At 72.9% G+C, this 11,618-nt stretch carries 12 protein-coding genes; 5 read left to right on the forward strand and 7 right to left on the reverse strand.

Features of this window, described 5'->3' with window-relative positions; all coding sequences use genetic code 11:
- Positions 1 to 147: 147 nt before the first annotated feature.
- The 4 genes from ACEXOR_RS08080 to ACEXOR_RS08095 form a co-directional block, all read right to left on the reverse strand.
- Positions 148 to 1,527, reverse strand: a complete 1,380-nt coding sequence (locus tag ACEXOR_RS08080) for a glycosyltransferase (protein WP_374849017.1) — start codon at positions 1,525 to 1,527, stop codon at positions 148 to 150.
- Positions 1,524 to 2,342, reverse strand: coding sequence for a glycosyltransferase family 2 protein (locus ACEXOR_RS08085; protein ID WP_374849019.1), 819 nt, complete (start codon positions 2,340 to 2,342; stop codon positions 1,524 to 1,526). The genes ACEXOR_RS08080 and ACEXOR_RS08085 overlap by 4 nt, the downstream gene beginning before the upstream one ends.
- Positions 2,339 to 3,355 (reverse strand): glycosyltransferase, encoded by a 1,017-nt coding sequence (locus ACEXOR_RS08090; protein WP_374849021.1) that lies wholly within the window; start codon positions 3,353 to 3,355, stop codon positions 2,339 to 2,341. Before ACEXOR_RS08090 ends, ACEXOR_RS08085 begins: the two co-directional genes overlap by 4 nt.
- A gap of 164 nt (positions 3,356 to 3,519) precedes the next feature.
- A complete protein-coding gene (locus tag ACEXOR_RS08095) occupies positions 3,520 to 4,218 on the reverse strand; it encodes a hypothetical protein (protein ID WP_374849022.1) in 699 nt (232 codons plus the stop codon).
- A 238-nt stretch (positions 4,219 to 4,456) separates the two neighbouring features.
- Here ACEXOR_RS08095 and ACEXOR_RS08100 point away from each other — a divergent pair, with 238 nt between their 5' ends.
- Positions 4,457 to 5,533: an alkene reductase gene (locus tag ACEXOR_RS08100; RefSeq protein ID WP_374849024.1), complete on the forward strand. Its 1,077-nt coding sequence runs from the start codon at positions 4,457 to 4,459 to the stop codon at positions 5,531 to 5,533.
- A 114-nt stretch (positions 5,534 to 5,647) separates the two neighbouring features.
- On the opposite strand, the gene ACEXOR_RS08105 is transcribed toward ACEXOR_RS08100, so the two are convergent.
- Entirely contained in the window at positions 5,648 to 6,829 is a 1,182-nt protein-coding gene (locus tag ACEXOR_RS08105) for a Na+/H+ antiporter NhaA (RefSeq protein ID WP_374849026.1), read from the reverse strand.
- Between the two features lie 204 nt (positions 6,830 to 7,033).
- Here ACEXOR_RS08105 and ACEXOR_RS08110 point away from each other — a divergent pair, with 204 nt between their 5' ends.
- The 4 genes from ACEXOR_RS08110 (at position 7,034) to ACEXOR_RS08125 (ending at position 9,289) form a co-directional block, all read left to right on the forward strand.
- Complete coding sequence (locus ACEXOR_RS08110; protein ID WP_374849028.1) at positions 7,034 to 7,495, forward strand: fluoride efflux transporter FluC; 462 nt, start codon at positions 7,034 to 7,036, stop codon at positions 7,493 to 7,495.
- Positions 7,492 to 7,863 (forward strand): fluoride efflux transporter FluC, encoded by a 372-nt coding sequence (locus tag ACEXOR_RS08115; protein WP_374849030.1) that lies wholly within the window; start codon positions 7,492 to 7,494, stop codon positions 7,861 to 7,863. Before ACEXOR_RS08110 ends, ACEXOR_RS08115 begins: the two co-directional genes overlap by 4 nt.
- Before the next feature lie 99 nt (positions 7,864 to 7,962).
- Positions 7,963 to 8,622: a DUF1345 domain-containing protein gene (locus ACEXOR_RS08120; protein WP_374849032.1), complete on the forward strand. Its 660-nt coding sequence runs from the start codon at positions 7,963 to 7,965 to the stop codon at positions 8,620 to 8,622.
- A gap of 73 nt (positions 8,623 to 8,695) precedes the next feature.
- On the forward strand, positions 8,696 to 9,289 hold the full coding sequence (locus tag ACEXOR_RS08125; protein ID WP_374849034.1) for an LppP/LprE family lipoprotein: 594 nt from the start codon (positions 8,696 to 8,698) through the stop codon (positions 9,287 to 9,289).
- 12 nt (positions 9,290 to 9,301) lie between these two features.
- Here the strand turns inward: ACEXOR_RS08125 and ACEXOR_RS08130 are convergent, their stop codons facing one another.
- Both ACEXOR_RS08130 and ACEXOR_RS08135 read right to left on the reverse strand, forming a co-directional pair.
- Positions 9,302 to 10,285, reverse strand: coding sequence for a zinc-dependent alcohol dehydrogenase (locus tag ACEXOR_RS08130; RefSeq protein ID WP_374849213.1), 984 nt, complete (start codon positions 10,283 to 10,285; stop codon positions 9,302 to 9,304).
- Positions 10,286 to 10,287: 2 nt separating this feature from the next.
- Positions 10,288 to 11,349 carry a 2,3-butanediol dehydrogenase gene (locus ACEXOR_RS08135; protein WP_374849036.1) on the reverse strand — a complete coding sequence of 354 codons (1,062 nt, stop codon included), beginning with the start codon at positions 11,347 to 11,349 and terminating at the stop codon, positions 10,288 to 10,290.
- Positions 11,350 to 11,618 lie beyond the last annotated feature (269 nt).

Consider the following 11,618-nt stretch of genomic DNA (forward strand, 5'->3'; position numbering starts at 1 on the left):
GCGCCTACCTGAACAGGTGCTGGACGGGAGTCGCAGTCCCACCGCTTTCTCACTACCCTCGACCTCTGACGACTCCGATCCCGGGTCGCCCCTCGAGAGAACGCGATGATGACCGACGAGAACCCTGCGGCCGCTTCGCCCCTGCCGTCACGCGAGCTCGCCCCGTGGCTGCGCCGAATGGATGTCGCCGACCAGATCTTCCTCACCGGCACCGCCCTGGTGCTGCAGCAGATCCGCGAGCGTCGACCGGTGCTGCCGTTCGCCTTCGACGAGCGCCGGCTCTGCACGGCGCCGACGCCGGAGGAGGCCGCCGGCTACGCCTCGGCCATCTCGGCCGCCTACCGGGATCAGCCGCCGTTCGCCGCGCCCGACGGCGTCGACGAGCACTGGCGCATCAGCAGCATGACCGGCGCGTTCGCCGCGCGCATCCGGTTCGCCTACCCCGAGCGCGACTGAGGCACGCTCCACCAGGCGCAGCAGCTCGTCTTCGTAGGCGTCGATCATGCGCTCCAGCGAGTACCGCGCCGCGCGCGCCCGTGCGGCCACGGGCGTGATGAGCGAGGCCTCCCGGATGGCGACGGCGAGCGCCGTCGCGGAGTCGTCCGCAGCCACCGCCCCCGCGGCGGGCCCCGACGCCGCCGACACGAGTTCGGGCACGGCCCCGTTCGGCAGCGTGGCCACCGGGGTTCCCGATGCCAGCGCCTCCACCACCGAGAGCCCGAACGGCTCCTCCCACACCGGGCTGGCCACGAACACCTGGGCGGCGGCGTAGAAGGCGGGCAGCTCGTCGTGGCCGAGATGGCCCACGTACTCCACGTCGCCCGCTGCGAGCTGCGGTTCGATCTCGTCGGCGAAGTACCGCGGATCGGCGATCGGCCCGGCGATGCGCAGGCGGAATCCGGCCGCCCGGGCGGCGGAGATGGCGATGTGCAGCCCCTTCTCGGGCGTGATGCGCGCAGCCCATACGGCGACCCCGGGCTCGCGGGCCCCGTCGACCGCCCAGCGCTCGAGGGGGATGCCGTTCGGCACGCACACCACCTGGGGCAGCCGCGGCAGCCAGGCCCTGGCGTTCGTCTCCGACACCGTCACGTAGGAGTGCAGCGGCGACGGCGACCAGCCCGGGGCGTCGAGGATGGCGTTGACGTCGGTGAGGGTGGGCGGCGTGTGCAGCACCGTCATCATGGGCAGTTCGCGCAGCCTCCGGTAGGGCAGGCTGCTGAGGGAGTTGTTGATCACCGCGTCGAAGCCGCCCTGCTCGATCAACTCGATGCTGTGCAGGCTCGCCTCGGCGAGGAACCCCTGCTGCTGCTGACGCACGAGCGGTGAGGCGGCGAACGCGAACTCGAAGTCGCTGGGCACGAGGGGATGCACGGTGGCCGCCGTGCGGGAACCCTCCTTCGCGAAGAGGGTCACGTCGTGCCCGCGCCGCACCAGCTCGTCGGCCAGCAGCGCCGTGTGCGACTCCGTTCCGCCCTGGAACGGCTCGGCGATCGGGTGGTGCAGATGACACAGGATGGCGATTCTCATGCGGCGTCCGTTCGGGCGTAGGTGTCGGTGTCGGGGTCGTGCGCGATCAGGCCCCGGGCTTCGAAGGCGTCGAGCCAGCCCTGCATCGGGTGCCGCCCCCACTTCTGCCGGAAACGGGTGGCGTTCTGCACGATGTCGTCGAGGTGCTCGACCGGGGGGTCGCTCACCGGGTGGTACTGGTGGTCGGCCTCGGCGCCGCCGATGAACAGCAGCGGCACCCCGGCCTCGCGGGCCGAGCTGCCGAAGTCGGTGTCCTCGGCGCCGTAGCCGGTGTAGCCCTCGTCGAAACCGCCGATGCGGGCCCAGACCTCGGCGGTGCAGGCGAACGAGAGCGACCAGAAGAGGTCGTGGCTCGCCTCCTCCACACCACCGGGTGCCGGGCGGGGGCGGAAGCCGTGCACGGTGCCGACGGCGTCGAAGGCGTCCGGCCGGTCGTAGTCGACGCCCTCGGGCAGGTAGGTCACGGCTCCCGAGAGCAGGGCTCCGGGGTGCCCGGCCGAAGCGCGTCGGTAGGCCGCGAGGAGGCCGGGGCGCGGCAGGCAGTCGACGTCGAGGAAGACGAGCAGGGTCGCGCCGGCATCGAGCGCGGCGGCGGCCCCCGCGTTGCGCGCCTCGGCCAGCGGCAGGGCTCCGGTGGCCGAGCGTTGCCGGCGCAGCACGATGGCGCCGGGCGCGTCGACGGGGTCGTCGTCCATCGCCACGATCACCCGCAGGCGCCCGACGCCGTCGGCCGCCAGCCACTGCTGCTGGCGCTCGAGGTGCCGGCGGCGGCCCGCCACGGTGGTGATCACGGCGAGACGGATGGCGGCGCTCACGCGGCCTCGCCCAGGGCGGGGCGGCCCGTGGCCAGCCCGGCGATCACGGCGGCGATGCGCCGCGCCGCGAGGCCGTCGTTCCAGCGCGACCAGCCGGCACCGTCGAGGGCGAGAGCCAGCCGGTGCTCGGTGATCCAGTCGGCACCCGCCACGGCGTCGGGGGTCAGGATGCGGCAGGGCAGCCCGGCGGCGGCGAGAGACGCCGCGAGATGCTGCTGCTCGTCGTGCGGGCGCGCATCCGGAATCAGCAGGGCGGGCCGGCGGGCCGCCGCGATCTCGGCCACCGCGCTGGCACCGCAGTGCGACACCACGAGCGGGGCCGCCCGCAGCTGCTGCCACACCTCGGCCGACCCGGCGCCGCGCAGTTCGCGCACCGGGAGTCCGACCGCGCGCATCCGTTCAGCCGCCTGCGCCACCGGGTTCTCGCCCCGGCCGCCCGCGCCGTGCAGCACGACCACTGGGGCGTCGAAGCGCACCGGCGCCGGCCGGTCGGCCACCGGCGCGAAGCGGCTGAGCGCGCCCACGCGGTGAAGGCGCTCGGGCGGAGCGCTCGGGGCCTCGGGGCCGATGTCCGCCGGCCAGGCCGCGATCACGGCGTCGGAGAGGGCGTAGCCGAGCCGGTGTGCCGGATCGTCGCGGCGGCCGGGCAGGGTGAAGGTGATCACGGGCACGCCGAGCAGGCGCACGAAGGCGGCGACCTCGACCGACAGGTCGACCACGAAGGCGTCGGGCCGGGCCTCGGCGACCCACCGCGCGATGCGGGCGAGACGGGCGGTGTGACCGGCGGAGGCGGTGGGGGCCCAGTGCAGGGCGCCGTGGGCGGTGGGACCGCCGCCCGATGCGGTGGTCGCCGCGGCGGAGGTGTCGAGGTCGGTGTCGGTGTCGAGCGGGAGGGCGATCGTGCGCGCCGCCTCCGGCACCTCGGCGGCCGAGGTGAACACGGTGACCTCGGCGGGCAGCCAGGGGATCACCGCGGCCGCCGTCATCCGGTGCCCGGCGCCGCGGTGGTGCACGTACCAGCCGATGCGTGGGCTGCGAGAAGCGGGGTGCGGGATGCGGGCTGTCCTTCCTCGACGCCGCCGACGCCCGACGGGCGCGGAGGGAGGAGCCGAACGGCCCCACTTCCTCGTCTACACGCGTGGGCGTGGATCGGAAGGGGGTTGCGTGCGGGGACCGATCAGGGCATGGCGGCGGGCGGGGCCTCGGCCGGGGTCGCGGGCGGGGTCTCGGCCGGGATCTCGGCCGGGTCGCTCGGCTCGCTCATCGCCTCGAGCAGAGCCGGCAGGGTACGGCGCACGTAGGGCGAGGAGTGGAAGTCCGCCTCGTCGTTGCCGTTCAGCAGCCAGGTCTCGAAGGAGCGCTCGTAGGTGTCCAGGATGACGCGGGTCGAGCGCACGGCCGACCAGCTGAAGCGGCGCCCGAGCCGGGCCATCAGCTCCGAGAGCACATCGACGAGGGCGTCGAGGAAGCGCTTCTCGGCCATCAGCACCGTGGTGCCGTCGTCGCTGCGCCGCAGGGCGCGGGCGCGGCGATCGGCCCGGATGAGCACGCCGGCCCGGTCCAGCGGCCACGAGTCGGCGAGCGCCACGGCGGCCTCCTCGAACGAGGGCGCCGCGTCGGGCCGGGTGGGCGCGAACGCCTGCACGCCACCGCGCAGTCGCGCCACGGTGTCGTCGACGAGGCCGTCGTTCACCGCGTCGAGGAAGGCGTCGTCGTCGGGGAAGAGTGTGCGGAACGAGTGCGGGTGCACCCCGGCCTGCCGGCAGATGTCGTCGATCAGCTGCGGGGTCAACCCGCCCGACTCGGCCAACGGGCCGCGGGCCGCCGTGGCGAGTCGGTGCATGACCGTCTTGCGCTGATTCTCGATCCGGCTCATCCCGTGCTGCCTCCGCCTCCAGCCTAGGGTGTGCCCAAGCCCTGCCGAGTTGCGCCGAATCGCCCTCTCGGGCGCCGCGAAGGGGCGATTTGGCGCAACTCGGCGGAGGAGGGGGGTGGGAAAACGCTGGGAGGCGGAATCCGGGAACCCGTGGGGCGGGTTCACGTCTGGGGTGCGTGCACCTGTTACCCGGGCGGGCGTGCATCCGGCGCCCGCTGATTCGACGAAAGGCCCCTTCGTGAAGCTCTTCACCCCCCTCATCGCCGGCGATCTCGAGCTGCCCAACCGGCTCGTGATGGCCCCCATGACCCGACTGCGCGCCGACGAGCAGGGCGTGCCCACCGCCCTCATCGCCGAGCACTACGCCCAGCGGGCGAGCATGGGGCTGATCATCAGCGAGGGCGTCTTCCCGAGCGCCGAGTCGCGGGCGTACCCGGGCCAGCCCGGCATCGTCACCGACGAGCAGGCCGCGGGCTGGCGCACCGTCGCCGACGCCGTGCACGAGGCCGGCGGGCGCATCGTGATGCAGCTGATGAACGGCGGCCGCGTCACGCATCCGGGCGTCACCGGCACCGACCGCATCGTGGCCCCCAGCGCCATCGCCATCCAGGGCGAGACCCGCCTGGCGAACGGCGAGAAGGTGGCCTATGCCCTGCCGCACGCGCTCACCGCCGAGGAGCTGCCCGTCGTGCGCGACGAGTTCGTGGCCGCCGCCCGCCGCGCCGTCGACGCCGGCTTCGACGGTGTCGAACTGCACGCCGCCAACGGCTACCTGCTGCACGAGTTCCTCTCCCCCGTGTCGAACACGCGAACGGATGCCTACGGCGGCTCGCCCGAGGCCCGCGCGTCGTTCGTGCTCGAGGTGGTGCGTGCCGTGGTCGACGAGGTGGGCGCCGGGCGCGTGGGTGTGCGCATCTCGCCGAGCCACAACATCCAGGACGTGCTCGAGACCGACGCCGACGACGTGCTCGCCACCTACGGGACGCTGGTCGACGGGCTGGCTCCGCTCGGGCTGTCGTACCTCAGCATCCTGCACGCCTCGCCCTCGGGTGAGCTCGTGCAGGAGCTGCGCCGCCGCTTCGGCGGGGTCGTGGTGGTGAACAGCGGATTCGGCGGCATGACCACGCGCGACGAGGCCCACGACATCGTGGGCTCCGACGTGGCCGACGCCGTGGCCGTCGGCCGCCCCGTGATCGCGAACCCCGACCTGGTGGAGCGGTGGCAGGGGTCGCACCCCGAGAACGAGCCCGACCAGGCCACCATCTACGCCTCGGGGGCCGAGGGGTACACCGACTACCCGCGCCTGTCGGCGTAGCCCGAACGCGACGGCCGTCGTCTCCCTCGCGGGGGCGGCGGCCGTCGCCGCGTGCGGGAGGCGCTGTCGCCGCGGGCGTCGCGCTGTCGCCGCGGGCGTCGGCAGACGCCGGGGTCAGGCCTCGGCGATCCGTTGCTCCGCCGCGGTGCGCAGGCGGCGGAGGCGGCGGTAGGTGCCCGCCAACGTCGACACCACGATCGCGGCCAGCACGATCGAGATGCTCGAGCCCAGCAGCACGGCGAGCGTTCCCTCGTCGGCCACCTCGGGCTGCGCGGCGAACGCCAGCTCGTTCATCAGCAGCGACACCGTGAAGCCCACCCCGCCGAGGGCGCCGGCGGCCAGCAGGCCGTGCAGGGTGAGGTGCGGCCGCTTCTCCCGGGGCCCCACGAAGCTCGACAGCCACCCCCCGAGGGCGATGCCGATCAGCTTGCCCACCGGCAGGGCGATCAGGATGCCCCAGAACGGCGCCGCGAGCTCGCCCGGCGACACCTGGGGAATCGCCACGAGGGCGGCCGAGAACGCGAACAGCGGCAGGATGCCGCCGTTGGTGACCGGCTCGAGGTGGTGGCGAACGCGCATCGCGGGCTTCCGCACCATCGCGAGCCCGAGGGCCACACCGGCGATCGTGGCGTGCACCCCCGACAGGTACACCAGCGACCAGGTGACCAGGGCGACGACCACCAGGGCCGCGGCCACCGGCATCCGGAATCGCGTGCCCAGCAGGCGGCTGAGCAGCCCGAACGCCAGCACACCGACGGCAGCGAGGGCGATGAAGAGCAGATTCGGGTCGGCGGTGAAGAACACCGCGATGATGAGGATGGCGACGATGTCGTCGAGGATCGCCAGCGCGAGGATGAAGATGCGCAGTCGCGACGGGATGCCCTTGCCGAACACGGCGAGCACCCCCAGGGCGAACGCGATGTCGGTGGCGGTGGGGATGGGCCAGCCGCCCTCGTAGCCGGACCCGGCCGTCACCGCGAGATAGATGAGCGCCGGCACGATCACGCCGCCAAGCGCGGCGATGGCGGGCCGCACGGCCTTCGACACCGAGTTCAGCTGGCCCACCGCGAACTCGTTCTTGAGTTCCACGGCCACCACGAAGAAGAACACGGCGAGCAGGCCGTCGCTGATCCAGTGGCCCACCGACAGGTCGAGCGGGGTGCCCGGGATGGCGAGGTGGGTGTCCTGCAGCCCCATCAGGGCCGGCCCGATGGCGGTGTTGGCCGCGATGAGGCCGAGGGCTGCGGCGACGAGGAGGAGCAACGCGGCGACGCGTTCCGAGCGGATGACGGCCATAGGGGATCCTTGCTGCCACGGGGTGGCTCAGCGAACGGGGAGAGCGACCCTGTGACCGCCCGCCGACCAGACTTCCCGGCACACCAGTTCCCAGTTTACCGTGGCACTCCCTCTCGCGCCGCGTCGGACGCAGTCTCGACTGCCGTCGGGAGGCCGGGGCGGCCGGCACGGCTAGTCTCAGGCCGTCGAACGGAAGGACGCCCTATGACGCACCCGCCCAGACCCGACCACCGATCGTGGTCGGCCGCCCTGATGGTGTTCATCGGGGGCGCCGCGGGCACGGTGAGTCGGGAGGGCCTCGATCTGGCCACCCCCGGCGACCGACTGCTCTACACCACCTTCCTCATCAACATCGTGGGCTCCTTCACGCTCGCGGTGCTGTACGCGGCGCTGCGGTCGGGTGCCGAGGCGCCGGCGGCCGAGCGCAGACTGCGGCTGCTGGTGGGCACGGGCTACCTGGGCGGCTTCACCACCTACGGGTCGTTCGCGGTGGGCGTGGCGGCGGCGGGCATCCGGGGGTCGTCCGCCGACGCGATCCTGTATGCCGTGGGGAGCGTCGTGCTCGGGGTCGGGGCCGCACTGATCGGGCGGTGGGTCGTCGAGCGGGCGACCGGTCGGCGGCCCGGAGGCACGCGACCCGCGCCCGAGACCGGGAGCACGCCGTGACCGGGGTCTCGATCGTCACGGTGCTCGGCATCGCCCTGGCGGGCGGGCTCGGCGCCGTCGCGCGCCTCGTGGTCGGAGGCAACCTCCAGCAGTGGGCGCCCACCACGTTCCCCGTCGGAACGGCCGCCATCAACATCGTCGGGTCGTTCCTCCTGGGGCTCGTGATGAGCGAGGCCACAGCCTCGTTCGCCCCGGCCTGGCTCGCCGTGGTGGGAACCGGACTCCTCGGCGGGTTCACGACCTTCAGCACGGCCAGCGTCGACTCGGCCGACCTGATCCGGCGCCGTCTCCCGGGCCGGGCGGCCGTCAACGCTCTGGTCGTGGGATGCCTGTCGATCGGGGCGGCAGCCGCGGGCTTGTCGCTGTGAGCGCGCTCGGCGGCAGGACCGGCGGAGAGGGCTATCGTTGCGCCTGAAGCGCTCGGCGCCGCGGCGGCGGGAGCGCGATGCATCGGGAGAGGAACGGTCATGGCGACACCACGGCGGGAGGCCCCCACGTTCTGGCATCGGGCGGGATCACGGGTGGCCGTGATGTTCACCGTGTTCATCGTGGTGTCGGTGGTGACCGGCCTGGCGGGCTCGTGGCTGTTCGCGCCGGCGGTGGGCTGGATCGCTGCAGCGGGCACCTACTCCATCTGGGTGTGGCGCACGATCGGCCGCCTCGACGCCGCGGAGACGGCCAGCCACGCCACCCGCGAAGACCCCACCCAGCCGGTGGCGCAGACCCTGCTCCTCCTGGCCAGCCTCGCCAGCTTCGGCGCCATAGCGCTGCTGCTGGTGGAGTCGGGAACGCTGCGCGGCGGGGCGGAACTCGGCCTGGCGGCGGCCGCGCTGGTGACGGTGGCCGCATCCTGGTTTCTGGTGCACGTGCTGTTCACGCTGCGGTACGCCGCCGCCTACTACCGGGCGGGAGGGAAGGGCGTGGACTTCAACCAGAGCGAGCCGCCGAGCTACCTCGACTTCGCCTACATGGCCTTCACGCTGGGGATGACCTATCAGGTCTCCGACACGAGCCTCACGAACTCGACCATGCGGCGGGAGGTGCTGCGGCACGCGCTGCTGTCGTTCCTCTTGGGCGTGGTGGTGCTGGCCTCGAGCGTGAACCTCATCTCGAGCCTCGCCCGCTGACGCGGCTCGCCTCACGCCGCCCGGCGGCGCGCAGGCGTGGTGATGACGACCGGCTCGGTGCATCCTGGAAGGCATGAGAACACGTCGGAGAATCTCGCGGCTTCTGCTGGGCAGCGCCGTCGTCGTCATGCTGGCCGGATGCGCACCCACGTCGACCGGGGCGGGCGGGAGTACGACCTCACCCAGCAGCAGCGCCACGCCGTCGACCCCATCGGCTTCTGCCACACCGACGCCGACGCCCACGCCGACGCCCACCTGCGGCCCCGCCGACGGACGGCAGGCCGCCGCCGCCGCGATCGCCGCACTGCCGGCCCCGGAGGGACTGAGCGACGCCGTCTGGGATGCCGAAGGCGCCGACTACAGCGGCTACGACCCCTGCGCGGCGCTGTCGTGGACGGTGGTGACGCTGCAGTACGCCACCGTCAGCTCACCCAACGCCGTTCTGCTGTTCCACTCCGGCACCTATCTGGGCACGGCGACGTCGACGCCGTACGGGTTCACCCCCGCGGTCGAGCGGCTCTCCGACGACTCCATCAGCGTCACCTACCGGTTCACCCAGGGCACGGAGTCCAACGCCGAGGCGTCGGGCCGGGCCACTGCCACCTTCAGCTGGAACGCGGCCACCGGGAGCGTCGACATGACCGGCGACGTTCCTCCCGGCTACTGAGCCCGCGCCCCGTCAGGAGGCCGGGACGGGGGCCGTGAGCTCGATGTGGGCCTTGATGACGCCGCGCTGGGCGGCCGCCGTGGCCACCGCATCCGTCGCCTGGTCGATGCCGTAGACGTGGGTGATCAGCGGCGACAGGTCGATGCCCGACGTCGCCAGGAACCGCAGCGTCTGCGGCCACACACCGGGCGAGCCGATCGAGCCCGTGATGGTGAGCTCCTTCGACTGGATCAGCCCCAGCGGCGCCGGCGCCGAGCGGCCCACGTCGATTCCGATGTACGCGATGCGTGCGCGGAAGGCCGCCAGCTCGAGGGCGGTGGCCATCACCTCGGGCCGGCCGGAGCATTCCACCACCACGTCGGCACCCCGCCCGCCCGACAGCGACGCGAGGGCGTCGGCCGCGTCATCCGGATGCACGGCCGAGACGGCCCCGAGTGCGAGCGCCACCTCGCGGCGTTCGGCTGAGGGCTCCACCACGAGCGTCACCGCACCGAGGGCCGACGCCGCCGCCGTCACCGCGAGACCGATGGGCCCGGCACCGAGCACCACGAGCACGTCGCTGCCGTTCACGTTGCCCACGCGCATGAGCGCGTAGTACGCCACGCTGAACGGCTCCACCAGCGCGCCGGCCGCCCACGACAGCTCCGAGGGCAGCCGATGCAGCCACGACGGCTTGGCCACGAAGTACTCGGCCGCGGCCCCCGAGATCGAGAAGCCGAAGTGATCGTCGCCGATCACGCACTCGCCCACCACGCGGTCGCCCACGGCGAAGTCGGTGACCGCCGAGCCCACGGCCGCCACCTCACCCGACCACTCGTGCCCCGGGATGACCGGGTACTCGAACGGGATGATGTACCGCCCCTCGAGCAGCTCGATGTCGGAGTGGCACACCCCCACCCGGCGCGAGGCGATGAGCACCTCGTCGGCGGCGATGGGCGGGATGTCGAGGGTGCGCACGGCGGCGGCATCCTCCGAGACGAACTGCAGAGCCTTCATGGTCACGCCGTCCTCGCCTGGATGAGCACCTTCACCTGGTCGCCCTTCGGCGACAGCAGCGTCTCGAACCCGGCCACGACGTCGTCCATCGCCACCTGGGCCGTCACCACCTTCTCCACCGGGTACCGGCCTCGCGCGATGAGATCGATGATGCGGGGCCAGTCGGTGACGGGATAGCACCAGGTGCCGGCGAGCGTGATGTCGTGCTCCGAGAGCACCATCGGGTCGATCGAGGCGGCCTTCGTGTGCAGCCCGGTCTGCGAGATGCGGCCGGCCGAGCGCACCGAGGCCAGCGCGGCCTGCAGTGCACGCTCATTGCCCGAGCACTCCACCACCGCATCCACCCCGACGCCCTCGGTGCGGTCTTTGAGGTAGGCCGGCACGTCGACCGACGTGGGGTCGAGCACCTCGCCCACGTCGAGCGCGCGGGCCAGCTCGGCCCGGTGCGGGTTGACCTCCGAGATGAAGACGGATGCGCCGAGCGCCGAGGAGTACAGCGCCGCGAGAGCGCCGATCGGCCCTGCGCCGGTGATCAGCACGGTGTCGCCGGGGCGCACCTGCGCGGTGTCGACCCCGTACGCGGCCACCGCACCGGGCTCGACCAGCGCACCCTGCAGGTCGCTGACCCCATCCGGAAGCACGCTCACGTGGGTGGCGGGCACCACCGCCAGCTCGGCGATGCCGCCCCAGGCGTAGCTCAGGCCGATGCAGGCCATGCGCTGGCAAAGGTGGTTGAGCGCCCGGCGGCAGTAGTAGCAGGTGCCGCACGAGAGCAGGGGCATCACCGAGACGCGGTCGCCGGCCTTCACGTTCGTGACGCCGGCACCCACCTCGACGACCTCGGCCGAGAACTCGTGGCCGAGCACCTGGGGCGCGGTGGCGCCGGTGAGGGCGTGGGGCGTGGCCGGGATGACGATGGGGCCCATCGCGTACTCGTGCAGGTCGGTGCCGCAGACTCCGCACCAGTAGGGGCGCAGCAGCACCTCGCCCGCTCCGGCACCGCTGGGCTCTGGAACGTCCTCGACCCGGATGTCGTGCGCGGCGTGGAAGACGGCTGCTCGCATGCTGAGCTCCTTTGCATCATCGAAAAGTTCATCATCACTGTACACGCGGAGCGGTGTGTTCGGCGCCGGGCTGGCGTTTCTGCGGGCCTGTAGGCGAGAGTGTTCAGTGTCACACCCCACTTCGAAGGAGAAGACCAAGCCGCATGTTCGGCCTCACTCCGGGCCCGGCCGGGCGCGCGGCCGGGCGTCCTCGAACGACGGAGATCCCCGGCCCATCGAGCGAACGACGGATGCACGGACCGACGTGCGCCCGAAACTCCGTCGCCACC

This window comes from Herbiconiux liangxiaofengii (genome assembly GCF_041927335.1).
Taxonomy (GTDB): Bacteria; Actinomycetota; Actinomycetes; order Actinomycetales; family Microbacteriaceae; genus Herbiconiux; species Herbiconiux liangxiaofengii.